The organism is Nocardia sp. NPDC004654, from assembly GCF_040609595.1.
Lineage (GTDB): Bacteria > Actinomycetota > Actinomycetes > Mycobacteriales > Mycobacteriaceae > Nocardia.
Window position 1 is genome coordinate 321,472 of the sequence record NZ_JBEXKI010000002.1, and the last position, 25,108, is coordinate 346,579.

A 25,108-nucleotide genomic window follows, 5' to 3' on the forward strand; every position below is an offset into this window, starting at 1 on the left:
CGTGGCCGTTCCCAAGCGCCGGATGTCCCGTTCCAACACCAGGTCGCGGCGCAGCCAGTGGAAGGCCACCGCGCCGACCCTGATCACCTGCCCGAACCGCGCCTGCGGCGAGAAGACCCTGCCGCACATCGCGTGCCCGTCCTGCGGCACCTACAAGGGCCGCCAGGTCACCGCCGCCGTCTGACAGTTCGACCTGTCGTATCGACGTGACCGTCAGCAAGGACGAAGCCGGCTCGTCCGGTGAACATGCCAGCCTGCTCGAAGCTCTCGGCGTCGACGTGCGACCGGATCTGGTACGCCTCGCGCTGACGCACCGGTCGTACGCCTACGAGAACGGCGGGCTGCCGACCAACGAGCGCCTGGAATTCCTGGGCGACTCCGTCCTCGGCCTCAGCATCACCGAGCGGCTGTACCACGAGCACCCGGACAAGTCCGAGGGCGAACTGGCCAAGCTGCGGGCGAGCGTGGTCAACATGCACGCGCTCGCCGAGGTGGCGCGCGGGCTCGGCGAGGGCGGGCTCGGCGTCCACCTGCTCCTGGGCAAGGGCGAAGAGCTCACCGGCGGCCGGGACAAGCCGAGCATCCTCGCCGACGGCATGGAGTCGCTGCTCGGCGCGGTGCATCTGCAGCACGGCATCGACGTGGCGCGCGGCGTCGTGCTGCGGCTGTTCGCCGAATTGCTCGAGCGCGGTCCCCGCATGGGCGCCGGTCTCGACTGGAAGACCAGCCTGCAGGAACTCACGGCGGAACGCGGACTCGGCGTGCCCAGCTACGAGATCACCTCGACGGGGCCCGACCACGACAAGGAGTTCACCGCGACCACGGTGATCGGCGGCCGTGCCTACGGGCAGGGCATCGGCCGGTCCAAGAAGGAAGCGGAGCAGAAGGCCGCGGGCGCCGCCTACCAGGCGCTGACCGCCGAAGCCTGACGTGCCCGAACTCCCCGAGGTCGAGACGGTCCGGCTCGGACTCGCCGAGCACGTCGTCGGCCGCACCATCGAATCGGTGACCGTCACGCACCCGCGCTCGGTGCGCCGCCACCTCGAGGGCGCGGCCGATCTCGCCGCCCGCATGGCCGGGCAGCGGGTGGCCTCGGCCGAACGGCGCGGCAAGTACCTCTGGCTCACCTTCGACGACGGCGACGACGCGCTGGTCGTGCATCTCGGCATGAGCGGCCAGATGCTGGTGCAGCCCGCCGACGCGCCGCTGGAGAAGCACGCGCACATCCAGGCGACCCTGCACGACGGCACCCAGCTGCGTTTCATCGACCAGCGCACCTTCGGCGGCTGGGCGCTCGCGCCGCTCGTCGAGGTCGACGGGACGCTGGTGCCCGAGCCGGTCGCCCATATCGCCAGGGATCCGCTGGACCCGCGCTTCGATCGCGAGGCGGCGGTGGCGGCGATCCGGGCCAAGCAGTCCGAGATCAAGCGGGTGCTGCTGGACCAGTCGGTGATCTCCGGCATCGGCAACATCTACGCCGACGAGTCCCTCTGGCGTGCCCGTATGCACGGCGGTCGTCCGGCTTCCGGTCTCACCCGCCCCGCGGTCCGCGCGCTGCTCGACGCGACTGCCGCCGTGATGGGCGAGGCGCTCGTCGCCGGCGGCACCTCGTTCGACGCGCTCTACGTGAACGTCAACGGCGAGTCCGGCTACTTCGAACGCGCGCTCGCCGTCTACGGCAGGGCGGACGAACCGTGCCTGCGCTGCGGCGCGCCCATCGTCCGCGAGCGTTTCATGAACCGTTCCTCCTATTACTGTCCGCGCTGCCAGCCGAAGCCGCGCCACCGCTGAGCCGAGCGAGCTACCGTTTCCTCATGCGGTCCGGGACCCCCGCCCGGTCGCCTGGAGGAAGGACATATGCGCAAGCTCACCTATTACGTCGCGTCGACGATCGATGGGTTCATCGCCACCGAGGATGGGTCGGTCGACTTCTTCCCGGTCGGCGGCGACCACGGCCCGGCGATCACCGCGCAGTATCCCGAGACCCTGCCGACCAAGGTGCGGGAAGCGCGCGGCATCGACAAGCGCAATGCCAACTTCGACACGGTGCTGATGGGCCGCAAGACGCACGACTTCGGGGTGCGGACCGGCACCTCGAGCCCGTACGCGCATCTGCGGCAGTTCGTCGTGTCCACGACGCTGCCGGAGAGCCCGGACCCGGCCGTCGAGCTGATCTCGGACGATCCGCTGGGGCGGGTCCGAGAACTCAAGCGGGACCGGGGACTCGGCATCTGGCTGTGCGGCGGCGGCGAGCTGGCTCAGGTACTGCTTCCGGAGATCGACCAGATCTTCCTCAAGCTGTATCCGATCGTGCTCGGCCGCGGCCGCTCGCTGTTCGGCTCCGGGCCACGCCTGCCGGAGGCGGCGCGGTTCCGGGTGATCACCAGCCGGGTGTTCGAGGACGGGGTGGCATTCGTGAAGTACAGCCGGATCCACTAGCCGCGTGACGGACGCCGATCGCATCGCCGAACCGGACAGGGCCGACACGCCCGGTCCGGTGGAAGCGCTGCGCGAGATCGGCTTCTGGCTCGAGCGCGAACGCGCCAAGAGCTACCGGGTCAAGGCCTATCGCGGCGCCGCCGACGTGGTGGCGGGGTTGTCGGCCGATGAGCTCGCCATGTACCAGGCGGCGGGGATCTGGCAGGATCTGCCGGGCATCGGACCGAAGACCGCCGCCGTCATCGCGCAGGCCTGCGCGGGGCAGGTGCCCGATTACCTGACCGATCTGCGCCGCGCCGCGCAGCCCATCGGCGTGCCGGGCAAGCCGTTGCGCACCCGGCTGCGCGGTGACCTGCACACCCACTCCGACTGGTCCGACGGCGGCAGCCCGATCGAGGAGATGATGAGCGTCGCCGCGGCGCTCGGGCACGAGTACTGCGCGCTCACCGATCATTCGCCGCGCCTGACCGTCGCCAACGGCCTGTCCGCCGAGCGGCTGCGCCGCCAGCTGGACCTGGTCGCCGAGCTGAACGAGCACTTCGCGCCGTTCCGCATCCTGACCGGCATCGAGGTCGACATTCTCGACGACGGCACCCTCGATCAGGAAGCCGACCTGCTCGCCGAGCTGGACATCGTGGTGGCCAGCGTGCATTCGCACCTGCGCGCCGACAGCGAGACGATGACCAAGCGCATGGTCTACGCGGTCGCGAATCCGAACGTGGATGTGCTCGGTCACTGCACCGGCAGGCTGGTCACCGGTGGCCGCGGCACCCGCCCGGAATCCACCTTCGACGCCGAACTCGTCTTCGAGGCGTGCAAGAAGTACGGCACCGCGGTCGAGATCAACTGCCGCCCGGAGCGTTTGGACCCGCCCTCCCGGCTGCTGCGGCTGGCCGTCGAGATCGGCTGCCACTTCTCCGTCGACACCGACGCGCACGCACCGGGCCAATTGGATTGGCAGGGTTACGGTTGCGAGCGCGCCGTCGCCAACGGCGTCGATCCGGACCGGGTGATCAACACCTGGCCGGTGGACGAGTTGCTGGCTTGGGCGGCGTCGCACTGACCGAGCCGGATGGTCGGCCGGTGAACGCTCGGCGAATACTCGGGGGCCGCGCGGACGAATCGCGGTGCGGCACAGCAGAATGAGGGGCGAAAGGATACTCAGGGGTGGGGCAAGCGTTGGCCGATTTTCCGCTCGATACCGTCCTCGCGTTCATCGGTATCGTGGTGCCGCTCGCGGCCTTCCTGTGGGAATTCGTCTTCGTCGGCCGCAGGCGGCTCGGCTACCGCGTGCAGATGGACACGCCCGTCACCGGCGAGATCGGATCGGTGTATCCCGGTGTGCTGGAGCGGCTGCATCCCGACCCCGCCGGTACCGAAGCCGAACTGCGGGAACAGCTTCGCGGGCTGTCGGTGGTGCTGGTCCGCATCGAGAACAGCGGCAACACCGCGATCTCCGAGTCGGATTATCTGTCGCCCTCCCAACAGGTCGGCCTGCATCTGCACTTCCCGCAGCGCCGGGTGATCGGCATGGCCGTGACCGAGCTGAGTGACACGGACCTGGCCTCGAGACTCGGTCCCACCTCGGGCATCGCCATCACTGTGGGAGCCGATGGGCGTACGGGCGTCATCGATCTGCCGAAGGTGCCGCTGACCCGGAACGCGCACTACAAGATCCTCGCCATCCTGCAGCGTGGGGAGGGCAACGGCGACACCAACGATCAGACTCCGGACCCCGTGCTGCGTGGCGACATTCGCGGCGGGAGCGTCGTGGAGACGCGCAGCCGCACCGGCATCTCCCGCGTGATGCTGCTGCTCACCGTGTTCCTGGTGTCGGTGATCATCGGGCAGTTCGTCGTCGACGCGCTACAGCCACCGCCGCCGCCGCTGGACTGCGCCGCGGGAAAGCTCACGCTGGTCGGCTCCTCGGCGTTCGATCCGGTGATCCGCGACGCTGCGGCGCAGTACGAGAAGCGCTGCACGGGAGCGGAATTCGCCTTCGACTTCGAGGGCACCGAACGGGGTCTCGACCGGTTGGCCGAGGCCGGGCCGGATTACAGCCTCCTGACGATCAGCGACGGTGCGAAAGGTCCGGGTTACACCGCGCTGCAAGCTCGTCCGCTCGCGCTGTCGGCGTTCGCCGTCGTCGTGCACGAAGATCTCGGCATCACCGATCTCACCGTCGCCCAGGTGAGGGATCTCTATCAGGGTCGAATCACCAACTGGCGCGAAGTGGGTGGTCCGGATCTGCCCGTCGTGCTGATCGATCGGGCGCCGGGATCGGGCACTCGGGTGATCTTCGAGAACGCGCTGCTCGGCGGAGCGCAACCGGCCCGCCCGCACCGCAGCTGCACTGCCATCAAGGACACCGCGGGCACCTACTGCGACGTGCCGGTCACCAAGGACATGCACAAGGCGGTCGGGGAGATTCCCGGTGCGATCGGCTATTCGGAGCTGTCCGAGGCGCGCAGGGCCGAGATGCGCGTGCTCACGCTCGGCGGCGTCGCGCCGGGACGACAGGCCGCGATCGATCGCTCCTACCCCTTCTGGGGCGTCGAATACGCCTACAGCAACGGCGATCTACCCGGCGATTCGCTCGCCGCGAGCTTCCTGCACTACCTGACCGCGGACGTGGGGGCGGAAGTGCTTCGCGAGCACGGCAACGAGCCGTGTGCCAGCGATCTGCTCGAACGAGGCCGCTGCGCACCGGCTTCCTGAACGGTCGTCGCGCGTTGCGGGTCAGTCCGTTTCGGTGTGGCCGAAACAGTAGGCGGCGGCCGCCAGATACTGGCGACAGTCCGGCCCGTGCCCGGCGTGGACGCTGCGGAGGAACTGCGCGAGTTCCATGTCCAGGTCGGTCGGTTCGATACCGCAGTCTCTGTGCTGAGTGCTCCACAGATCCCGCTTGTCCAGCGATGTCTGCATCGTGCACCTCCAGCCCGCGACAGTGCGTTGCGGGACGCCCGTTTCCCGTGCGCGGGCCGTTATGAGCGTTTCATAGCGTGATCAGTTGCCAATCGTCCGGCAGTCGTGCCGCGTGAATCTGATGACCCTCGGCTTCCAGGTCGACGCTGACGTCGCCGAGGCGCAGCGCGGTGAGCGTCACCCGGCCCCAGGACTGGGGCAGCCGCGGTCGCACCGTCAGCGTGCGTCGCGGCACATCGGGATTCAAGCCGAGGAAAGCGCGCACCAACAGCAGCGGCGCGGCGCTCGCCCACGCCTGCGGCGAGCAGGACGTGGGGTAGGGCACCGGTACCGCGAACCGAGAGCGCGGGAATCCGCAGAACAGCTCGGGCAGGCGCCCGTCGAAAGCCGCTGCGGCGTCCAGCAATCCGGTGGCCAGCCGGGTGGCCAGCTTCGTCGCGCCCGGCACGTGCTCGTAGCGCAGCAGGCCGGCGACGGCGATCGCGGTGTCGTGCGGCCAGACCGAGCCGCAGTGGTAACTCATCGGGTTGTAGGCGCCCATGTTGGAGGCCAGCGTGCGCAGCCCGAATCCGGTGTCCATCTCCTCCTTGGCCAGTTGACGCACCAGTTCCTCGGCGTGCTCGTCGCTGGCGATACCCGCCCAGAGACAGTGCGCCGTATTGCTGGTCATCGCGTCGACGTGCCGTTTGGTGCCGTCCAACGCGACCGCGTACCAGCCGCGATCGGGCATCCAGAACTGTTCGGTGAACTTGCCGCGCAGTTCGGCCGCCCGCTCGCGCAGGCGCCCGGCCAGGCGCATCTCGTCGAAGGCTTCGGCCAGCTCGGCCCTGGCGAGCAGGGCGGCGTGCACATAGCCCTGCACCTCGCACAGCGCGATCGGTGCCTCGGCGAGATGTCCTCCCGCGTCGTTGATCCCGTCGTAGCTGTCCTTCCAGCCCTGGTTGATCAGACCCCGATCGGTGGCGCGACGGTACTCGACGAACCCGTCACCGTCGCGGTCGCCGTACTCGGTGATCCACTCCATGGCCGCGTCCGCGGCGGGCAGCAAATCTTCGATCGCCGCCGGATCAGCGCCCCACCGATGGCATTCGGCGAGCAGCATCACGAACAGCGGTGTGGCGTCGGCGGTTCCGTAGTAGATGTTGCCGCCGAGCACCTGCCCGCCCGAAGGTCCGCGCCGCATCTCGTGCATGATCCGGCCCGGCTCTTCTTCGGTGAGCGGATTCAGTTCCTGGCCTTGCAGTTCCGCCAGTTGTTGCAGCGTGCCGAGAGCGAGGTCGACGGCGAGCGGCAACGCCATCCACGCCGTGAGCAGACTGTCGCGCCCGAACAGCGTCATGAACCACGGCGCGCCCGCCGCGACGAACGGCCTGCTCTCGCCGGTGTCGTCGTGGATCTGCAGCGCGCCCAGATCGCTTTCGGTACGCCGCAGCACCTGGGTGAGCACCGGGTCCGCCGAGGAGATGTCGGTGGCGGTGTCGCGCCACGCCGCGATCTTGCGGCACGGTGCGCTGAAACCCATGTGCTCGCCCGGCATGAGCGGCATCTGCACCTGCTGGTTGCCCAGCGTCGGCTGCGCGATGACCTCGGTCTGCCACTTGCCGCCGACCGGAACGACGACCCGCCACACCAGCGTGCCGGGCAGCACCGAGGGTTCCACGGTGGCCGAGATCGTGATACCCCGCATCCGGTCGGAGCGATCGTGCAGCAGCAGTTCGCCTTCGGCGACGGTCACATCGGCGCGCGAATGTCCCGCGCGGCCCTCCTTGACCGCGAACAGGTCGACGAAATCGGCGTCGACGTGCAGCTCCAAGGTGACCGCGGTGGGTTCGCGGCCCATGTTCTCCAAGGTGAGCAGCTCGTGCATGCCGTCGGCGACGATGCGCTCGCGCACGACGAGCAGGGTGCTGTCGGCCAGCCCGGCATGCGGCGGCCTGCGCATGACGAATCGCGCGATGAACGCCTCCGGGCTGAGCACCGACAGCGGCTCCGCCGGTCTGCCGTCGACGAGCAGTTCCCACCGCGACAGGACGCGTGCGTCCCGGAAGAACAGCCCGTGCGGGCGGCCGGGCTCGACGTCGCCGAGCCGGTTCGACAGGCAGAAGGTGCCACCTTCCACCAGGGTCACCGACCCGGCTCCGCCGAAGCCCGCGGGTTCACCCGAGTTGAGCGGCGTCGGGCCGCTCGCGGCGGAGGCTCCCGTCACGCGAGCCTGCCCGCGACCGCCACGGGGACGGTGGTCTCGGGAACACGGGTGGCGACCCGGGTCTTCGGCCGCAGGAGCTTGCGGTAGACCTGCTCGTAGCCGCGGCCCGCGCCGTCGGCGCCGAAGTTCGCCTCGACGTGGGCCCGGCACGCCGCCGGATCCATCGTCTGCACCTCGGCGATCGCCGCGGTCAGTTCGGCGGGATCGTCGCAGATGCGTCCGGTGACGCCGTCGACGACCACCTCCTCGACCGCGCCGCCGCGCAGCGCGACCACCGGGGTGCCGCACACCATCGATTCGATCATCACCATGCCGAAGGGTTCCTCCCAGAGGATCGGGAACAGCAGGCAGCGCGCACCGGCGAGCAGCTTGCGCTTGGCCTTGGCGTCGGCCATCCCGAAGACGTGATCGCGGTCGGTGAGCAGCGGACGCACCTTCTCCTCGAAGTACGCCAGCTCAGGTGGTTCGCTGCACTTGCCGGCCAGGATGAGTGGAATTCCGGCGGCGTGCGCGGCCTCCAGCGCCAAATGCGGCGCCTTGCACTCGTTGAACCGGCCCAGGAACAGCGCGTAGTCCTCTTTCTCGGTCTGGAACGGCCAGTCCTGCACCTGCAGCGCGTTGTGCACCCGCCCGACCCAGTGCAGATCGGGGGCGAGCGCGCGCTGGCGGTCGCTGATCGCGACGAGCGACACTTCGTCGCCCATGGCCTGGTAGTACCGGTAGCAGTCGTCCTGCACCGGCCCGTGCACCGTCACCACGGTGGGCAGGCCAAGACCGTAGTACGCCGGTGCGTTGAGCGGACCGGCGAAGGTGTGGTCGTGCACGAGATCGACGCCGTGTGTCGCGTGCAGGCGTTCGATCGCCCTTCGCGCCTTCAGCGCGTGCACGACCTCGGGGAACGGATCTCCGAGCCGTTCGGGCAATGCCCGATCCCAGAGGGGAACGAAGCGAGCCTTGGTACCGGGCTCGCCCGCACCGAACAGCGTCACATCATGGCCACGCGCTACCAACGAATCGACCAGATCGGCGACTACCGCCTCGACGCCGCCGTAAGCCTTCGGCGGCACGTCGAAATAGGGCGGAACAACCATGGCAATGCGGAATCGGGTACCAGGGTGATCGATCGACAGAAGATCCGAAGCCACACGCTGCGCCGAAACCGGCGCCGAGAACACTGCGCTCATGACCCTCCTTCCAGGGACACAACCATTGCACTCGCATCCACCCAGCACACCGATGCGCCGGGTGCCTAACGTGGTGGCCGCCGCCGGCGGAGGTGGAGCGAAAACTTCACCGCCGTCCATGGGGCTTTGGTTGGCCTGTCACAGTGGAACGTGTCAGGGGAGGCCGAAGGGGTTGTACCTCGTTTGGCGAGGCTCAAACCAAGGAGTTGCTGGAAATCTTCTTCGATCTGTTACCGGACTGATAGTTCCATCTCGAATTTGTGCTTATCGGCAGCGGTTTTTTCGGAGCTTTTATGCGCTCTCCACAAAAATTTTTCCATGCCCGTCGGGCGTGGCGAACTCCAGCAAACTTACAGCTTCCGCCCGGAGGGCGGCCTCGTCCGCGGCGGAGAGTGGATGCCAGGGCGTGATGCGCACGGTGTCGTCCTCGAGCGCCCAGCGGCCGTGCACGAATCCGTCGACGAGGTACATCGGCACGCCCGCCGAGGCTTCCTTCGCGGTGCGCTGGCGATCCTCCTCGCTGATCACCCTGCGGCGGTCCTTGTGGCCGAGCAGCGCGTTGTCGAAGGCGGGCAGGAAGCGCACCGGGACGTCGAGTTCCGGATCGGCCAGCGGCGCGTCCGGCAGGTCGAACAACACGCGGTGCCGGTCGTCGGTGTAGACCACGAGCTCCGAGCGCATCTCGTCGACCACCTCGGCGAGCCGGGTGATGCCCGCCCATGCCTGCATGTCCGCCACGGTCGCCGGACCGAAGGCGGCGAGATAGCGCCGGATGAGCGCGGCGGGGTCGGGCTCTGCCATCGGCGCGCCGATCCACTCCTCGGCCAGACCCACGGTGACGTAGCGGTTGCGCCACCGGCCCCACGTCCCGGTGTCCGGGCCGTGCACCAGGGGGACGAGCAATTCGACGGTCTCGGCGAGCCTGCGGACATGCCGATCCGGAAACCGGTCGGCGAGCAGTTTGCCGAAATCGCCGCGGCTCAACTGCTTTCCGGCCAGCAGTTCGCGGCCCGCGGCGGCGAGCTCGACCAGATCGATGCCGTCGATCTCCTCGCGGTAGTACGCGGCTTTCAGCGCCGCGTCGACGATCGGCTGCACGGTGGGGCGCAGCCAGCGAAAGTCGGCGCCGTCGGCCAGATGCACGGTGCGGCGAATCATGGTGGAGCGCACCAGCTCTCGATCGCGCAGCAGGGCGGCGAGATCGTCGTGCCGGAACTCGGCCAGGCGCGTCCACAGGCCGATGTAGGGCCAGTTGGGTTCCTGACCCTGCACCGCTACGAGGTGCCTGACGAGCTCGAACGGCGTCAGATCCACCCGCTCGACCAGCTTCTGGCGCAGCAGCAGGGTCCGGTTCAGCTCGCGTAGCGATAGTTCCGTCATGACCCCATCCTGGCCGATGGCACCGACAATCCGACCGGTCCGTCCCGGTCGGGCCCGCCCGTCAGACCGGCTCGGGTCGCATGCGCAGCGGCACGCCGATCCGGTTCCAGAGATTGATCATCGCGGTGATCGCGACCAAGCCCGCTCGCGCGCCCTCCTCGAAGTGCTTCTCCACCTCGGCCCAGATCTCGTCGCTCACGCCGTGCTCACCGAGGCGGGTCACGGCTTCGGCGTAGGCCAGCGCGGCACGCTCGGCCTCGGTGTAGAGCGAGGATTCGCGCCAGGCGTCGAGCTGGAAGATGCGCTTCTCGGTCTCGCCCGCCAGGCGCGCGTCGGTGGTGTGCATGTCGATGCAGTACAGGCACCCGTTGATCTGCGAGGCGCGAATCTTCACCAGTTCCCGGATCATCGGGTCCAGCGGCCCACGCCGGATCGCGCCTTCGGCGGCGATCCACGCCTGGTAGACCTCGGGTGCGAGCTCCGGCAGCTTCATCCGTGACATGCGGTCGTCCTTTCGTCGAGATTTCGCCTTACCCCGGTGAGACGAGATGGCTCCGAGAAATGTGACATCGAAAGGGCTTCGGACCCGGCCGCGTGTCCTCGCGCGGCGGGCGCGCCCGGTGAACTTGTAGGGTTCATGGCGAGCCGGAGGGTGTCCGGCGGGATGCGACGCAGGGAAGGGACAGCGGGGATGTCGGACGCATCGGTCGAGGTGCTGCTCGATGACTTCGAGAACAAGGACAAGTGGGAGCTCGCGGGGGACGGGGCGGGCCGGACGCACCTCACCACGTTCGCCGAGGGCGCGCCGAGCAAGACGCCCGGCGTCTACGCCGACGGCGTCGCGGGCGAGGATCACCGGGCGCTCGTGCTGCTGGTCAAGTCGGCGGAGGCCGATCTCGAGGTCGAGCTCGTGGCGAAGCCGGGACAGTCGTTCTCGATCGCCGGTCGGTTGGCGGTGGTGAACCTGTGGGTGCGCTCGCCGCACGCGTCGATCCGGGTGTCCGCGCGCCTCGGCGGCGAACACGGTGAGCGAGAGTTGGCGCTCGGCAGTATCAGCGCGGGCCCGGACTGGCAGCGCCTCGGTCACGAACCAGCCGACGCGATCGCCGACGCCGATCTCCAGGGGCTGAAGATCCGGCTGACCGACGTCGTCAAGCGAGAAGGTGAGGTCATGATCCTGCTGGACGACCTGACCGTTCGAACCACGGTGTGAGACAGGTTGTTCGACGGTGGCTCCGCCGCCGAAACGCGGACAGCCCCGGCGCAGATGCGCCGGGGCTGTCCGCTACTGATGCGGTGAGCCAGGAACTCAGCCGCGGAACGGGTGCGTGCTGTCCAGGTCGAGGTTCAGCTCGACCACGTTGACCCGCGGCTCACCGAGGAACCCGAGGGTCCTTCCCTCGGTGTGCGCCGCGACGAGCGCGCGCACCTCCTCCTCGGAAACGTTGCGTTCCTTGGCGATCCGGGGCACCTGGAGCTCCGCGTAGGCGGGGGAGATGTGCGGATCGAGTCCGCTGCCGCTCGCGGTGACCGCGTCGGCGGGAACCACCGGGTCGGCGGGCGCGTCGCCGCGAATCGGCACGAGGCGGCCGACCGAGTAGTCGACCCCCTCCTCGGCGCACTCGACTCGCACGCCGTGGTAGGCGTCGACGAACGGCGTGGCGGGGCACGCCTGGTTCACGCTGATGACCTGGACCGGACGCGAGATCTCGCCATTGGCGTCGCGCGGACCGATCACCGAGAGCACCGCGCCCACACCGTCGTTCGTGCAGAACGGACGGGAACCGTCGACCCCCTCACGGTCGCCGATCTCCTTGCTTCGCGCGCACACGGTGCTCAGCAGGCTCGCTCGACCCTCGGCATCGAAGACGTTCTGGTCGATGATGTCCTCGGGTCCCAGGTTGCTCGCCGCCGTGGACAGCGGGTCGTAGCCGTCACCGGCGGCGGACGGGCGGCTCTGGAAGTACTGGGCGAGCGCGTTGCCGTCGGCGTCGGTGAACGACTGGCCGATCAGGCTGCTGCCCACCACTTTTCCGTCCGACTCGAGCAGCGAGCCGTCGGCTTTCTCGTTCAGCCCCGGCAGTTGGCCGATCGCGAAAACTGCCAGCGGATAGACGATTCCGGTGATCGCGGTCAGCACCAGCAGAGCGCGCAGTGCGGCAAGGTGTTGCCGGATCCAAGTGGACATACGCATGTCAGGACATCCCGGGGAGGAGGTGGACGACGAGATCGATGAGCTTGATGCCGACGAACGGCGCGACGATGCCGCCGAGGCCGTACACGGTCAGGTTGCGGCTCAACAGTTTCGACGCGTGCGACGGTCGGTAGCGCACGCCGCGCAGCGCCAGCGGGATCAGCGCCACGATGACGATCGCGTTGAAGATCACCGCGGACAGGATCGCCGACTGCGGACTGGCCAAGCGCATGATATTGAGCAGGTCCAAGCCGGGGAACAACCCGACGAACAGCGCCGGGATGATGGCGAAGTACTTCGCGATGTCGTTGGCGATGGAGAACGTGGTCAGCGCGCCGCGCGTGATGAGCAGCTGTTTGCCGATCTCCACGATCTCGATGAGCTTGGTCGGGTCGGAGTCGAGATCGACCATGTTACCCGCTTCTTTGGCCGCCGAGGTGCCGGTGTTCATCGCGACACCGACGTCGGCTTGGGCAAGGGCGGGGGCGTCGTTGGTGCCGTCGCCGGTCATGGCGACCAGGCGTCCGCCGTCCTGTTCCTTCTTGATCAGCGCGAGCTTGTCCTCGGGGGTGGCCTCGGCGAGGAAGTCGTCGACGCCCGCCTCGTCCGCGATCGCCTTGGCGGTCAACGGATTGTCGCCGGTGATCATGACGGTGCGGATGCCCATTCTGCGCATCTCGTCGAAGCGCTCCCGCATGCCCTGCTTCACCACGTCTTTCAGGTGGATCACGCCGAGCAGCCGGGCGACGCCGTCGTTGATCTCGCCGACGACCAGCGGAGTGCCGCCGGAGGCGGAGATACCGTCCACGATGACGCCGATATCGTCGGGCACCGAACCGCCGTTGGCGCGCACCCATTCGGTCACCGCGCTCGCCGCCCCCTTGCGCAGCCGATGACCGTCGGCGAGGTCGACGCCCGACATGCGGGTCTGCGCGGTGAATTCCACCCAGGTCGCGCCGGTCAGCTCGCCGGGGGTGCGCTCGCGCTTGTTGTAGGCCTGCTTGGCGTACACCACGATCGAGCGGCCTTCCGGCGTTTCGTCCGCGAGGCTGGACAGCTGCGCGGCGTCGGCCAGTTCGTCGTCCGGAATGCCGGGCATCGGAAGGAAATCCGAGGCCTGCCGGTTGCCGAGCGTGATCGTTCCGGTCTTGTCGAGCAGCAGCGTGTTCACATCGCCCGCGGCCTCGACCGCGCGGCCCGACATGGCGAGCACGTTGCGCTGCACCAGCCGGTCCATGCCCGCGATGCCGATCGCCGACAGCAGTGCGCCGATGGTGGTCGGGATCAGGCAGACCAGCAGCGCGACCATGACGATCCCGGTGATGCCGTCGGCGTTCAGCGCCGCCGTGTCCAGCACGCCGGGGTTGTTCGCCTTCGAGAAGATGGCCAGCGGCTGCAAGGTGACGACGGCGAACACGAAGATGATCGTGAGCGCGGCGAGCAGGATGTTCAGCGCGATCTCGTTCGGCGTCTTCTGCCTGCTCGCGCCCTCGACCAAGGCGATCATCTTGTCGATGAAGCTCTGCCCCGGCTCCTGGGTGATGCGGACGACGATCCGGTCCGAGAGCACGGTGGTGCCGCCGGTGACGGCCGAACGGTCACCGCCGGATTCCCGGATGACCGGGGCGGATTCGCCGGTGATGGCCGATTCGTCCACCGAGGCGATGCCTTCGACGACGTCACCGTCGCCCGGGATGACCTGCCCCGCCTCGACCACCACGTGGTCGCCGCGACGCAGTTCGGGTGCGGCGACCCGCTCTTCGACCACCCGCGCGCCGGGCGACCAGTCGACCAGGCGGCGCGCCACCGTGTCGGTCTTGGCCTTGCGCAGCGTGTCGGCCTGGGCCTTGCCTCGGCCCTCGGCGACCGCCTCGGCCAGGTTGGCGAACAGCACCGTGAGCCACAGCCACACCACGATGGCCCAGGCGAACACGCTCGGATCGGCGATCGCGAGCACGGTCGACCAGGCGGCGCCGACCTCCACGATCAGCATCACCGGATTGCGCCACAGCGTGCGCGGGTCCAGCTTGCGCAAGGCGTCGGGCAGCGAGGTGAGCAGTAGGGCGGGGTCGAGAACGCCGCGGGCGACCTTGTGGTCGCCGCGTTCCGGCGTTGTCTCGGGCCGGATGTCGGGTTCGGTTGCGGTACCGATCATGTCAGTGGATTCCTTCGGCGAGCGGCCCGAGCGCGAGCGCGGGCAGGAAGGTGAGCGCGACCAGGATCACGGTCACGCCGACCACCAGCCCGACGAACTGCGGGCGATGGGTCGGCAGCGTGCCGATCGACGCGGGCGTGGTGCCCTGCTTGGCGAGTGATCCGGCGAGCGCGAGCACGAAGATGATCGGCAGGAACCGGCCGAGCACCATGGCCAGGCCGAGTGCGGTGTTGTACCACTCGGTGTTGCCGGTGAGGCCCGCGAAGGCGGAGCCGTTGTTGTTGGCGGCCGAGGTGAACGCGTACAGCACCTCCGACAGGCCGTGCGGCCCGCCGTTCAGCATGCCCGCGCGCTGACCGGGCAGCGCCATGGCGATCGCGGTGAACGTCAGCACCAGCAGCGGGCTGATGAGGAAATACGAAGCGGCCAGCTTGATTTCGCGCGGCGTGATCTTCTTGCCCAGGTATTCCGGTGTGCGTCCGACCATGAGGCCCGCGACGAAGACGGTGATCACCGCGAGGATCAGCATGCCGTACAGGCCGGAGCCGACGCCGCCGGGCGCGACCTCGCCGAGCTGCATGTTGAACATCACCATCATGCCGCCGAGGCTGGTGTAGGAATCGTGGAACGAGTCCACGGCACCGGTGGAGGTGAGCGTCGTCGAAGCCGCGAAGGTGGCCGAATTCGACACGCCGAAGCGGGTTTCCACGCCCTCGGTGGCCGCGCCGATGGCCGTCGGCACGGTTCCGTGGTGCTGCAGCTGGAACAGGTTGGTCAGCGCGATGCTGGCCAGCGCGATCGTGCCCATCACCGCCACGATCGCGTAGCCCTGCTTGGAGCTGCCCACCATCCGGCCGAAGGTGCGCGGCAGCGAGAAGGCGATGACCAGGAGCAGGAAGATCTCGATCCAGTTCGTCCAGGTCGTCGGGTTCTCGAAGGGATGCGCGGAGTTGGCGTTGTAGAAGCCGCCGCCGTTGGTGCCGAGTTCCTTGATCACCTCTTGGCTGGCGATCGGGCCGCCGGTGATCGTCTGCTCCGCGCCCGCCAAGGTCCGCGCGACCTGGTCGTGCAGCTGGAAGTTCTGGATGACGCCGCCCGCCACCAGCACGATCGCGAAGACGAACGCGATCGGCAGCAGGATGCGCAGCGTGCCGCGCACCAGGTCGACCCAGAAGTTGCCGAGATCACCGGTGTGCCTGCGGGCGAAACCGCGCACCAGCGCGATCGCGACCGCCATGCCGACCGCGGCCGAGACGAAGTTCTGCACGGCGAGCCCGGCCATCTGCACCAGGTGCCCCTGGGTGGATTCGCCGGAGTAGTTCTGCCAGTTGGTGTTCGTCACGAAGCTGACCGCGGTGTTCCAGGCCAGCGCCGGGGTCATCTCGGTGCCCGGATCGTTCAGGTGCAGCGGCAGTTTGTCCTGGATCAACTGGAAGAAGAACAGGAACAGGATGCCGACCGCCGAGAACGCGAGGACGCTGCGGGCGTAGACGCCCCAGGTCTGCTCGACTTCCGGCTTCGCGCCGATGGCGCGGTAGATCAGCCGCTCCGCGCGGGAGTGCTTTGTGCTGCTGTAGACGCGGTACATGTAGTCGCCGAGTGGGACGTGCACCAGGACCAGCGCCAAGACCAGGGACGCCACGAAGACGATCCCCGCGGTTGTCGTGTTCACCTAGAACCTCTCGGGGAAGAGCAGGGCCGCCACCATGTAGACGGCGACGAGAACGGCGAGCGCGAGACCGATCAGGTTCGCGGTCACAGCTTCTCCACCCCTCGTTGAATCAGACCCAGCAGTGCGAACACCGCGATCGTGAGCGCCGTGAACACCACGACAGACATGACTTTCCGACCTCCTTGCGCTCCCGGATGTGGAGCGCACAGCGAGTACAACGCTCGTTCGTCGTGGCAGGCCGCCTCCCTGACGGGTTCTTAGCGCCTCGTGCCTCGGCATTGACGATCCGTTAACGGGCGGGTCGCTGGACGAACCGGTCGTAAACGTGCGGGCCGCACCCCTGCCACACACATCGCCTCGACGGGGCGACCCGTGGTGATCGGCGTCCGCCCGCCCGTTCCGCGCCGAGCCGGAGCAGAAGGGTGCGGTAGCGTCACGGTGTCGAAGGCGTGCGGAAGGAGCGGTCGTGTTGGGGGTGGGTGCTACCTTCGCCGGCTATCGGCTCGAAGGGGTGCTCGGGCAGGGCGGAATGGGGACCGTCTATCTGGCTCGGCATCCGCGGTTGCCGCGCAGCGTCGCGTTGAAGCTGTTGCACCAGCAGGTTTCCACCGATCCCGAGCTGACTCGGCGGTTCGAGCTGGAGGCCGATGTCGTTGCGCGGCTGGAGCATCCGGGGATCGTCGGGGTGTTCGATCGAGGTGCGGAGCAGGGGCATCTGTGGATCGCGATGCAGTACATCCGCGGCATGGACGCCTCGGCGTGGAATGGTCGAGCGCAGCCGGTGACGACGACGGCCCGGCTGATCGGGGAGACGGCGGCGGCACTCGACTACGCGCACAGCCGGGCTGTGCTGCACCGTGACGTCAAACCCGCCAACATCCTCTTCGCCGACGCCGCAGGTGGCCGCGAATCACATTCGGTACTCACCGATTTCGGTATCGCCCGGCTCACCGACGCCAACACCCACCTCACCGCCACCGGCACCTTCACCGCCACCATCGCCTACGGATCGCCGGAGCAGCTGTCGGGCGAGGTGGTCGACGAGCGCAGCGATCAGTATTCCCTGGCCTGCACGCTGTTCGCCATCCTCAGCGGACATCCGCCCTATGCGGCCACCAACCCCGGCCAGGTCGTCATGGGCCATCTCTCGAAGCCGGTGCCGCGGCTCACCGCCACGCGCCCGGATCTGCCGCCCGCCGTGGACGCCGTCCTGGCCCGCGCCATGGCCAAGCAGCGTGCCGAACGGTTCGGCAGCTGTTCGGAATTCACGACCGCGTTTCGGGATGTGCTCGAGGGCAAGCATGTCGTGATGCCCGCGGCGCCGACGGTACACCCGGTCGAGGATCGGCGACCGGAGCAGCGGGTCGATCCCGCGGCATGGCCGACGCCCGGTGGGCCGGTCCCGATGGCCGGGCCGCACCCGCTGGCTGCCGCAGGCGGTTATCCCTGGCCGGGTTGGGCCGGACCGCACGACCCGGCCCCGTCGAAGGCCGCCGCGGTGGTCGCGGGACTGCTCATGACGCTCGTCGGATTGCTCAGTGGCGCCCTCTTCGTTCTCGGCGCGATCGAGACAAGCGAAATGGTCGAGACCCGTTCCGATGGTGCGGCGGAGTCGTTCCTCGCGCTCGTGGTCGTCGGAATCGTCACGGTGCTGTCGGGCGGTTCCGGACTACTGCTGTTCATGGCCACCCGGGTCGGCCGTGTCCTGGCAATCGTCTCTTCAGCTATCGCCGTACTGCTGGCTACCTTCGGTATCGGTGCGGCCATAGTGACGAAGAACGGCGACCCATTGGGGCCTTCCGTTCTCGGTTTCCTCTTTTTCGGCACTGTGCTCATCTGTGCCTCAGCCCGCTCCACCGGCCGCTGGATCGCCCACCGCGCCGCCATCCGGAGTGCGAGAAGGCGGCGCTGAAACCGCTTTCGACCGACCACAAGGATGGCGTCAAGGACGGGGCGGAGAGCGTCAAGAGACCGTAAAGACGCGTGGTGGACGGCGGTGACGGCGGTATTCGTGTAGTGGCCGGCCAGGCGGGGCTTTCAGCGCAACCGGTGCCCTTCTTGTTCTGTGGAGAGGATCGATATGTCGACCGTCACCATCGCGGTGCTGCTCGGATTCGTGTGCTGCGCGCTGGTCATTCGGGGGTTCGCGCTGCGCGGGGAGGCGGTCGGGCCGCGGCGGGCGACCGTCGGGGGCCGGCGCGTACGGCCGCGGGACGCCGCGCGGACCGTCGATGCGTGAGGGTCGACGCAGCGCGCCGACTGATTCGAGGGATTCGCGGCGTGGCTGCTCGGAAGAGCGATGATGGACAAGTGAAACGCGGTCGACTACGCATCTACCTCGGTGCCGCGCCGGGCGTCGGCAAGACGTACGCCATGCTCGGCGAGGCGCACCGGCGGCTGGGGCGCGGTCGCGATGTGGTGGCCGCGGTGGTCGAGACGCACGGCCGGGCCAGGACCGAGGTGTTGCTGGCGGGTATCGAGCGGATACCGCCGAAGTTCATCGAATACCGCGGCGCGCGGTTCCCGGAACTCGATGTGGACGCGGTGCTGCGGCGCGCGCCCGCGGTCGTGCTGGTGGACGAACTCGCGCACACCAACACGCCGGGCAGCGCCAACAAGAAGCGCTGGCAGGACATCGAGGTATTGCTCGCCGCGGGCATCGACGTCATCTCGACGGTCAACGTTCAGCACCTGGAGAGCCTCAACGACGTCGTCGAGCGGATCACCGGCATCCAGCAGCGCGAGACGGTCCCGGACGCCGTCGTCCGCGGCGCCGAACAGGTCGAGCTGGTGGACATCACGCCGGAGGCGCTGCGGCGCAGGCTTTCGCACGGCAACGTCTACGCGGCCGACAAGGTGGACGCCGCGCTGCGCAACTATTTCCGGCCGGGCAATCTCACGGCGCTGCGCGAACTCGCGCTGCTGTGGCTGGCCGACCAGGTCGACGCCGCGCTGGCGAAATACCGTGCCGACCACCACATCACCGAGCTGTGGGAGGCGCGCGAACGCGTCGTCGTCGCGGTGACCGGCGGGCCGGAGTCGGAGACGATCGTGCGCAGGGCGAGCCGGATCGCGACGAAATCCAGCGCTGATCTCGTCGTCGTGCACGTGGTGCGTGGGGACGGGCTCGCGGGCGTCTCGACCGAGCGGCTCGCTCGGCTGCGCGAACTCGCGGCCAGCCTGGACGCCTCGCTGCACACCGTCACCGGTGACGACGTGCCCGGCACGCTGCTGGAGTTCGCCCGCGAGGTGAACGCGACCCAGCTGGTGCTCGGTACCTCGCGGCGTTCCCGGTGGGCGCGCATCTTCGACGAGGGCATCGGCTCGGCCGTCGTGCAGCGCTCCGGGAAGATCGACGTGCACATGGTCACCCACGAGGAGGCCCATAACGGCGTGCGCTGGCGCGGACTGGTGCCGCGTCAGCCCGCTCTCGCCTGGACCGCTGCCCTCCTGGTCCCGATGCTGGTGTGCGTGCTCAGCGCCACCGTGCTCGACGCCCACCTGCAGCTGGGCGGGCTCAGCGCGGTGTTCTTCATCGGGGTAGTGGCGGTCGCGCTGCTCGGCGGTGTGCTGCCCGCCTCGTTCTCGGCACTGCTGTCGGGGTTGCTGCTGAACTGGTTCTTCACCGATCCGCGCTACAGCCTCACCATCGCCGAACCGGACAACTTCGTCACGGTGGTGGTGATGTTGATCGTCGCCCTCGCGGTGGCGGCGCTGGTGGACGTCGCCGCCAAGCGAACGCGGCAGGCGCGCAAGGCCTCCCGCGAGGCCGAGCTGCTGACCATGTTCGCCGGTGCGGTGCTGCACGGCGCGGACCTGCCCAATCTGCTCGAACAGGTGCGCGAGACGTTCGGGCTGCGGGCGGTGAGCATGGTGCACGGCGGCGCCGTCGTCGCTGAGGTCGGCACGGAACCGCCCGGGGAGCAGGGTGCGGCCGACACCGTCATCGAGGCGGGGGACGGCACAAGCCTGCTGCTGCTCGCCGGACGCACGCTCGACGCGGCGGACCTTCCGGTGCTCAACGCGGTGGCCAACCAGGCGGCGGGACTGGTGCGCCAGGCCAGGCTCGCCGAGGAGGCGGGCGCCGCGGCGGCGCTGCTCGAGGCGGACCGGTTGCGCCGGGCATTGCTCTCTGCGGTGAGCCACGATCTGCGGACGCCGCTGGCGGGCGCGAAAGCCGCGGTATCCAGTCTGCGCAGCGACGACATCGAGTTCTCGCCGGAGGACACCACCGAATTGCTGGAGACCATCGAGGAATCGGTGGACCAGCTCACCGCGCTGGTCGGCAACCTGCTCGACTCCTCGCGGCTGGCGGTCGGCGTGGTCAGCCCGCAGTTGCGGCAGGTGTACATGGACGAGGTGGTGCACCGCGCATTGGTGAGCGTCGGGATGGGCGCCCGCGGTCTGCGCCGCGCGGCGATGAACCGGGTGGAGGTGTCCGTCGGCGAGGTGTCGGCGCTGGCCGACGCGGGTCTGCTGGAGCGCGTGCTCGCCAATCTGATCGACAACGCGATCCGCCACTCACCGCCCGACAGCCCGGTGCGGGTGACCGCCGAACGTGCTGGTGACCATGTCGCGATCGCGGTGGTCGACCGCGGACCCGGGGTGCCGCCCGGCGCGGAGGAGCAGCTCTTCGAACCGTTCCAGCGGCTGGGCGATCGGGACAACACCACCGGCGTCGGCCTCGGGCTCTCGGTGGTGCGCGGTTTCGTCGAGGCGATGGGCGGCGTGGTGCACGCCGAACCGACGCCGGGCGGTGGGTTGACGATGCTGGTCGATCTGCCCGCGGCGGAGTCGGCTGCGCCGGTCGCGGAAGAGGCGGCGGAGGTGCGGGCCGAAGCGTGGACGGCCGGTTCGGAAAGCGCGGACGCACGAGGCGCGGCCGAGGTGGCGTCGGCGGTCGGCCTCGACGGGGGCGAGAGGCCGAGTGCGGCCGAGGTGTCGGAGCGTAACCGTGCGGCGCCAGAGCCCGGGTCGGCGGTCGGCGTCGACGGCGGCGGGGCGACGAGCGAGGTCGAGGTGCCGGGGGGAAGCGGTTCGGCGTCAGCGCCGTCGTCGGAGTCAGCGGCGGGCGGCGGGATCGCGGCGAGCGAATGGCGCCCGGCCGGGGTCGGTCGCGAGTCGTCCGGCGCGGCTTCGGGGGAGCGTGTCGGGGCCGGGGAGGATGGTAGAGACGGCGGTGGCGCGGCGCGGGCCGGGGGTACGCCAGGATGACGAAGGTGGTGGAACGTGGTGAAACGGATCTGGCCGCACGGGAATTCGTGGTGAGCGACGTCAGGCCGGAGGCCGAAGCGTCGAAGCCGCCGCCGACCAAGGTGCTCGTGGTCGACGACGAGCCGCAGATCGTGCGCGCGCTGCGGATCAACCTGTCGGTGCGCGGCTACGAGGTGATCACCGCGGGCACCGGCGCCGCCGCACTGCGCGCGGCCGCGGACAAGCACCCCGACGTGGTCATCCTCGACCTCGGGCTGCCCGACATGGACGGCATCGAGGTGCTCGGCGGACTGCGCGGGTGGTCCAGCGCGCCGGTCATCGTGCTCTCGGCGCGCACCGACTCGACCGACAAGGTGGAGGCGCTCGACGCGGGCGCCGACGACTACGTGACCAAGCCGTTCGGCATGGACGAACTGCTGGCCCGGCTGCGTGCCGCCGTGCGCCGCGGCGCCACCGACGGCGAGACGTCCGATCCGGTGGTGGTCACCGATTCGTTCACCGTCGACCTGTCCGCCAAGCAGGTCACCAAGGACGGCGCGGCCGTCCATCTCACGCCGACCGAGTGGGGGATGCTCGAGATGCTGGTCCGCAACAAGGGCAAACTCGTCGGCCGCAAGGAACTGCTGCGCGAGGTGTGGGGGCCGTCCTACGCGACCGAAACCCACTATCTGCGGGTCTATCTCGCGCAGCTACGCCGCAAGCTGGAGGACGATCCGTCGCGGCCGAAGCACCTGCTGACCGAGGCGGGCATGGGGTATCGCTTCCAGGTCTGAGCGGAGCCGCGCCTTCCTCGGACAGGCGTGGGCCGTCGACGCACGGCGTCGGATGGCCGATGTGGCCGCGGTCGCACCCAGGAATGGCGTCCGCTCGCACGCTGTTGGCAGGCGTGAGCCGTTCCCGACGAAGATGGCAGGATCGAACCCATGGCTGAACCAACCGTTGCCCCCGCGACCGGCGCCACGGCGTCTACCACCGTGGAGCCGACCACCCTCTGGGTCGAGCGCACCGGCACCCGCGCGTACACCGGACGCAGCTCCCGCGGCGCCGAGGTGCTGATCGGATCGCAGGGCGTGCCCGGTGTGTTCACGCCCGGCGAGCTGCTGAAGATCGCGCTGGCCGCCTGCTCCGGCCTGAGCGCGGACTTCCCGCTCTCGCGCAAGCTGGGTGACAACTTCGACGCGACCATCCACGTCGCGGGCGACGCCGACCGGGAGAACGAGGTCTACCCGCAGCTGGACGAGGTGTTCGAGCTCGACCTGAGCGAGCTCGACGAGGAGGCGCGCGAGCGGCTGCTGGTCACCGTGCAGCGCGCCATCGACAAGGTGTGCACCGTGGGCCGCACGTTGAAGGCGGGCACCAAGGTCACGCTCGCCTTCGACATCGACTCCTGACAGCACTGCCGGCGAAGTGCGCATCGCGCTACGCCCGAACCGTTCCCGAGCGCCCGTCCGCACCTTTCTGCGGCCGGGCGCTCGGCATGTCCGGCCCCCTGCGCCGCGCGCGGCGATCGGTACGGCATTCTGAGCGGATGACTGAGACTCCGCACGGCGCGGCCGAATCCACCGACCGGGTCCGGCTCGGCGCCTGGGTGCACGGCACGGTGCAGGGCGTCGGTTTCCGCTGGTGGACACGGTCGCGTGCGCTGGAACTCGGTCTGGTCGGTTCCGCGCGGAACGCCCCCGACGGACGCGTGCACGTGATCGCGGAGGGCACCCGCGCGGCGTGCGAGCGTTTGCTGGAACTGCTGCGATCGGGTGATACGCCTGGCCGGGTGACTTTGGTTGTGGAAAGCTGGGAGCCTCCGCGGGGTGATTCGACCGGATTCGAGGAGCGCTAGTGGTGGATCCGACGGCCATGGGGAGAGATCGGTGAGCACGCAGAACCCGGGCGACGGGGACCAGCGGCGTCCCGAGGAGCCCGCCGAGCAACCGGAGTGGACCACCCCTGAGCTGAACGTGCCGGAGCCGCCGGACCTGCCGGGGCCGAGTGAGCAGGGACCGCCGCCCGGTCCTCGACCGGGCCGTATTCACCGTCAGGAACCCGGCGTCACCCAGCCCCGCCCGCCGACCGTGGCCGAGGCGCGCGCCAGGGACAAGGCGCGCAAACGCGCCGCCGAGGCGCAGCGCGCGGCCGAAGCGGCGGCCGAGGCCAAGAAGCGGACCCGCAAGCGCGTGCTGATCGGCGGCGTCGCCATCGTCGGCGTCGCGGGTCTCGTCGGCGGCGGCTATCTGGCGTACCGGGCGCTCACCGCGCCCGACGAGGTCACCGCCTACTGCGTGAAGAACGAGAACGGCCAGGAGATCGTCGTCGAGGACAAGTACTGCACGCCCGGCACGACGGGCTTCGTCGACGACAGCGGCGGCGGCTCGCACGGCCACGCGGGCCCGATCATCATCTACGGCGGCGGCCCGCAGTACCGCTACTACTACGGCGGCAACAACACCGTCGGCAAGCCGCCCGTCGGCGGCTCCACGCTGAAACCCAAGGGGGCCCAGATCACCACCAAGTCCGGCACCACCATCCAGCGCGGCGGACTGGGCAGCAAGAGCACCGGCGGCGGTGGTTCCTGATGCGTCGAGTCCGCGGCACGCCGCGCCAGGACTGGAAGCGGATCATCGAGGGGCAGGGCTTGGTCTACGGCGCCCCGGGCCGCGACGCCAGCGGCCAGCCGCGCCCGTACTGGGACGAGTCGGTGCACTACGAGTTCGACATGCCGGAGATCCTCGCGCTCGAGGCCGATGTCGAACTGCTGCACTCGATGTGCCTGAACGCCGTCGAGCACGTCGTGCTCACCGAGCGGTTCCGGGATTTCGGCCTGCCGGAATGGAGTTGGGAGCCGATCGCCGAATCCTGGCGTCGCGGTGACCCGCACGTGTACGGCCGCTTCGACCTGCGCTACGACGCGCGCCGCCCGGCGAAACTGCTGGAGTACAACGCCGATACGCCGACCTCGCTGCTGGAGGCGGCGATCGTGCAGTGGCACTGGCTGACCGCGCAGTATCCCGACGACGACCAGTGGAACTCGTTGCACGAGAAGCTGGTCGAGCGCTGGGGTGAGTTGCGCGACCAATTGCCCTCCCCGCAGCTGCATTTCACCTGGTCCTCCGCCGACGCCACCGGCGAGGACAACGTCACGACGGCCTACATGCAGGAGACCGCCGCCGAGGCGGGCTTCGACACCATCGCGCTGCCCATCGAGGAAGTCGGATTCGACACGGAGCTGGAGCGTTTCGTCGATCTGGCCGAGGCGCCGATCGAGTCCGTCTTCAAGCTCTACCCCTGGGAGTGGGTGCTCGACGACGATTTCGGCAAGCGTGTGGTGCAGAGCCTGCCGCAGACCATGTGGATCGAGCCGCTGTGGAAGACACTGCTCAGCAACAAGGCGATCCTGGCGATTCTGTGGGAGATGTATCCCGGGCATCCGAATCTGTTGCCCGCCTATCTCGACCAGCCCAACGAGCTCACCGAATATATTCGCAAACCGAAGCTCGGCCGTGAGGGCGCCAATATGACGATCGTCGGCGCGGGCTTGGAGACCGCCACCGGCGGCGTCTACGGCGCCGAGGGGTTCGTGTACCAATTGCTCGACCCGCTGCCGGAATTCGACGACATGCGGCCTGTGCTCGGCGCCTGGATCGTCGGCGACGCTTCCGCGGGCCTCGGCATCCGGGAGACCGCGGGACTGATCACCGACGACGCCGCGGCGTTCGTCCCGCACCGCATACCCACCGAATAGACC

At 69.0% G+C, this 25,108-nt stretch carries 23 protein-coding genes and 1 pseudogene; 15 read left to right on the plus strand and 9 right to left on the minus strand.

Annotated elements, in window-relative coordinates; translation table 11 throughout:
* The first annotated feature begins 1 nt into the window (after position 1).
* The 6 genes from rpmF to ABZV58_RS07220 all read left to right on the plus strand — a co-directional run bounded on the left by rpmF (position 2) and on the right by ABZV58_RS07220 (position 5,157).
* The gene (gene rpmF / locus ABZV58_RS07195; RefSeq protein ID WP_014987105.1) at positions 2-184 is read left to right on the plus strand and encodes a 50S ribosomal protein L32; all 183 of its coding nucleotides are present in this window, start codon (positions 2-4) and stop codon (positions 182-184) included.
* 22 nt (positions 185-206) lie between these two features.
* Positions 207-929 carry a ribonuclease III gene (gene rnc / locus ABZV58_RS07200; RefSeq protein ID WP_354999289.1) on the plus strand — a complete coding sequence of 241 codons (723 nt, stop codon included), beginning with the start codon at positions 207-209 and terminating at the stop codon, positions 927-929.
* A 1-nt stretch (position 930) separates the two neighbouring features.
* Positions 931-1,791 (plus strand): bifunctional DNA-formamidopyrimidine glycosylase/DNA-(apurinic or apyrimidinic site) lyase, encoded by an 861-nt coding sequence (gene mutM / locus ABZV58_RS07205; protein ID WP_354999290.1) that lies wholly within the window; start codon positions 931-933, stop codon positions 1,789-1,791.
* Between the two features lie 66 nt (positions 1,792-1,857).
* Positions 1,858-2,439: a dihydrofolate reductase family protein gene (locus ABZV58_RS07210; protein ID WP_354999291.1), complete on the plus strand. Its 582-nt coding sequence runs from the start codon at positions 1,858-1,860 to the stop codon at positions 2,437-2,439.
* 4 nt (positions 2,440-2,443) lie between these two features.
* Positions 2,444-3,502: a PHP domain-containing protein gene (locus tag ABZV58_RS07215; protein ID WP_354999292.1), complete on the plus strand. Its 1,059-nt coding sequence runs from the start codon at positions 2,444-2,446 to the stop codon at positions 3,500-3,502.
* 104 nt (positions 3,503-3,606) lie between these two features.
* A complete protein-coding gene (locus ABZV58_RS07220) occupies positions 3,607-5,157 on the plus strand; it encodes a substrate-binding domain-containing protein (protein ID WP_354999293.1) in 1,551 nt (516 codons plus the stop codon).
* Between the two features lie 21 nt (positions 5,158-5,178).
* On the opposite strand, the gene ABZV58_RS07225 is transcribed toward ABZV58_RS07220, so the two are convergent.
* From ABZV58_RS07225 to ABZV58_RS07245, 5 genes are all read right to left on the minus strand, one after another.
* A complete protein-coding gene (locus tag ABZV58_RS07225; protein ID WP_141809478.1) occupies positions 5,179-5,364 on the minus strand; it encodes a hypothetical protein in 186 nt (61 codons plus the stop codon).
* Between the two features lie 70 nt (positions 5,365-5,434).
* Positions 5,435-7,492: a glycogen debranching N-terminal domain-containing protein gene (locus ABZV58_RS07230; RefSeq protein WP_354999840.1), complete on the minus strand. Its 2,058-nt coding sequence runs from the start codon at positions 7,490-7,492 to the stop codon at positions 5,435-5,437.
* Positions 7,493-7,566: 74 nt separating this feature from the next.
* A complete protein-coding gene (locus ABZV58_RS07235; RefSeq protein WP_354999841.1) occupies positions 7,567-8,661 on the minus strand; it encodes a glycosyltransferase family 4 protein in 1,095 nt (364 codons plus the stop codon).
* A gap of 384 nt (positions 8,662-9,045) precedes the next feature.
* Positions 9,046-10,134: a winged helix DNA-binding domain-containing protein gene (locus ABZV58_RS07240; protein ID WP_354999294.1), complete on the minus strand. Its 1,089-nt coding sequence runs from the start codon at positions 10,132-10,134 to the stop codon at positions 9,046-9,048.
* Positions 10,135-10,195: 61 nt separating this feature from the next.
* Complete coding sequence (locus ABZV58_RS07245; RefSeq protein ID WP_354999295.1) at positions 10,196-10,636, minus strand: carboxymuconolactone decarboxylase family protein; 441 nt, start codon at positions 10,634-10,636, stop codon at positions 10,196-10,198.
* Between the two features lie 189 nt (positions 10,637-10,825).
* Here ABZV58_RS07245 and ABZV58_RS07250 point away from each other — a divergent pair, with 189 nt between their 5' ends.
* Positions 10,826-11,347, plus strand: a complete 522-nt coding sequence (locus ABZV58_RS07250) for a hypothetical protein (RefSeq protein WP_354999296.1) — start codon at positions 10,826-10,828, stop codon at positions 11,345-11,347.
* A gap of 96 nt (positions 11,348-11,443) precedes the next feature.
* Here ABZV58_RS07250 and ABZV58_RS07255 read toward each other — a convergent pair whose 3' ends face one another.
* The 4 genes from ABZV58_RS07255 to ABZV58_RS07270 are packed head-to-tail and all read right to left on the minus strand — an operon-like array spanning position 11,444 to position 16,434.
* Positions 11,444-12,328 carry a potassium-transporting ATPase subunit C gene (locus tag ABZV58_RS07255; protein ID WP_354999297.1) on the minus strand — a complete coding sequence of 295 codons (885 nt, stop codon included), beginning with the start codon at positions 12,326-12,328 and terminating at the stop codon, positions 11,444-11,446.
* A gap of 1 nt (position 12,329) precedes the next feature.
* On the minus strand, positions 12,330-14,483 hold the full coding sequence (gene kdpB, locus ABZV58_RS07260; protein WP_354999298.1) for a potassium-transporting ATPase subunit KdpB: 2,154 nt from the start codon (positions 14,481-14,483) through the stop codon (positions 12,330-12,332).
* 1 nt (position 14,484) lies between these two features.
* Positions 14,485-16,155, minus strand: coding sequence for a potassium-transporting ATPase subunit KdpA (gene kdpA / locus ABZV58_RS07265; RefSeq protein WP_354999299.1), 1,671 nt, complete (start codon positions 16,153-16,155; stop codon positions 14,485-14,487).
* Positions 16,156-16,434, minus strand: coding sequence for a potassium-transporting ATPase subunit F (locus ABZV58_RS07270; RefSeq protein ID WP_354999300.1), 279 nt, complete (start codon positions 16,432-16,434; stop codon positions 16,156-16,158).
* Between the two features lie 187 nt (positions 16,435-16,621).
* Here ABZV58_RS07270 and ABZV58_RS07275 point away from each other — a divergent pair, with 187 nt between their 5' ends.
* The 8 genes and pseudogenes from ABZV58_RS07275 (at position 16,622) to ABZV58_RS07310 (ending at position 25,105) form a co-directional block, all read left to right on the plus strand.
* Positions 16,622-18,067, plus strand: coding sequence for a protein kinase (locus ABZV58_RS07275; protein WP_354999301.1), 1,446 nt, complete (start codon positions 16,622-16,624; stop codon positions 18,065-18,067).
* A gap of 168 nt (positions 18,068-18,235) precedes the next feature.
* Positions 18,236-18,394 (plus strand): hypothetical protein, encoded by a 159-nt coding sequence (locus ABZV58_RS07280; protein ID WP_354999302.1) that lies wholly within the window; start codon positions 18,236-18,238, stop codon positions 18,392-18,394.
* Positions 18,395-18,465: 71 nt separating this feature from the next.
* Positions 18,466-20,979 (plus strand): annotated as a pseudogene (locus ABZV58_RS07285) (sensor histidine kinase KdpD); the annotation flags it as partial.
* 386 nt (positions 20,980-21,365) lie between these two features.
* Entirely contained in the window at positions 21,366-22,142 is a 777-nt protein-coding gene (locus ABZV58_RS07290; protein WP_354999303.1) for a response regulator, read from the plus strand.
* A gap of 150 nt (positions 22,143-22,292) precedes the next feature.
* Positions 22,293-22,760, plus strand: coding sequence for an OsmC family protein (locus ABZV58_RS07295; protein WP_354999304.1), 468 nt, complete (start codon positions 22,293-22,295; stop codon positions 22,758-22,760).
* A gap of 137 nt (positions 22,761-22,897) precedes the next feature.
* A complete protein-coding gene (locus ABZV58_RS07300; protein ID WP_354999305.1) occupies positions 22,898-23,206 on the plus strand; it encodes an acylphosphatase in 309 nt (102 codons plus the stop codon).
* A gap of 31 nt (positions 23,207-23,237) precedes the next feature.
* Positions 23,238-23,939: a hypothetical protein gene (locus ABZV58_RS07305; protein WP_354999306.1), complete on the plus strand. Its 702-nt coding sequence runs from the start codon at positions 23,238-23,240 to the stop codon at positions 23,937-23,939.
* Positions 23,939-25,105, plus strand: coding sequence for a glutathionylspermidine synthase family protein (locus ABZV58_RS07310; protein ID WP_354999307.1), 1,167 nt, complete (start codon positions 23,939-23,941; stop codon positions 25,103-25,105). Before ABZV58_RS07305 ends, ABZV58_RS07310 begins: the two co-directional genes overlap by 1 nt.
* Positions 25,106-25,108 lie beyond the last annotated feature (3 nt).

What these genes read in the sequence shown, in the direction of transcription:
- ABZV58_RS07210 (WP_354999291.1), top strand. Translation starts at nt 1,858, where the DNA reads ATGCGCAAGCTCACCTATTACGTCGCGTCGACGATCGATGGGTTCATC.
- ABZV58_RS07225 (WP_141809478.1), bottom strand. Translation starts at nt 5,364, where the DNA reads ATGCAGACATCGCTGGACAAGCGGGATCTGTGGAGCACTCAGCACAGA.
- ABZV58_RS07235 (WP_354999841.1), bottom strand. Translation starts at nt 8,661, where the DNA reads ATGGTTGTTCCGCCCTATTTCGACGTGCCGCCGAAGGCTTACGGCGGC.
- ABZV58_RS07240 (WP_354999294.1), bottom strand. Translation starts at nt 10,134, where the DNA reads ATGACGGAACTATCGCTACGCGAGCTGAACCGGACCCTGCTGCTGCGC.
- ABZV58_RS07245 (WP_354999295.1), bottom strand. Translation starts at nt 10,636, where the DNA reads ATGTCACGGATGAAGCTGCCGGAGCTCGCACCCGAGGTCTACCAGGCG.
- ABZV58_RS07250 (WP_354999296.1), top strand. Translation starts at nt 10,826, where the DNA reads ATGTCGGACGCATCGGTCGAGGTGCTGCTCGATGACTTCGAGAACAAG.
- ABZV58_RS07255 (WP_354999297.1), bottom strand. Translation starts at nt 12,328, where the DNA reads ATGCGTATGTCCACTTGGATCCGGCAACACCTTGCCGCACTGCGCGCT.
- kdpB (WP_354999298.1), bottom strand. Translation starts at nt 14,483, where the DNA reads ATGATCGGTACCGCAACCGAACCCGACATCCGGCCCGAGACAACGCCG.
- ABZV58_RS07270 (WP_354999300.1), bottom strand. Translation starts at nt 16,434, where the DNA reads ATGCCGAGGCACGAGGCGCTAAGAACCCGTCAGGGAGGCGGCCTGCCA.
- ABZV58_RS07280 (WP_354999302.1), top strand. Translation starts at nt 18,236, where the DNA reads ATGTCGACCGTCACCATCGCGGTGCTGCTCGGATTCGTGTGCTGCGCG.
- ABZV58_RS07290 (WP_354999303.1), top strand. Translation starts at nt 21,366, where the DNA reads ATGACGAAGGTGGTGGAACGTGGTGAAACGGATCTGGCCGCACGGGAA.
- ABZV58_RS07295 (WP_354999304.1), top strand. Translation starts at nt 22,293, where the DNA reads ATGGCTGAACCAACCGTTGCCCCCGCGACCGGCGCCACGGCGTCTACC.
- ABZV58_RS07300 (WP_354999305.1), top strand. Translation starts at nt 22,898, where the DNA reads ATGACTGAGACTCCGCACGGCGCGGCCGAATCCACCGACCGGGTCCGG.
- ABZV58_RS07310 (WP_354999307.1), top strand. Translation starts at nt 23,939, where the DNA reads ATGCGTCGAGTCCGCGGCACGCCGCGCCAGGACTGGAAGCGGATCATC.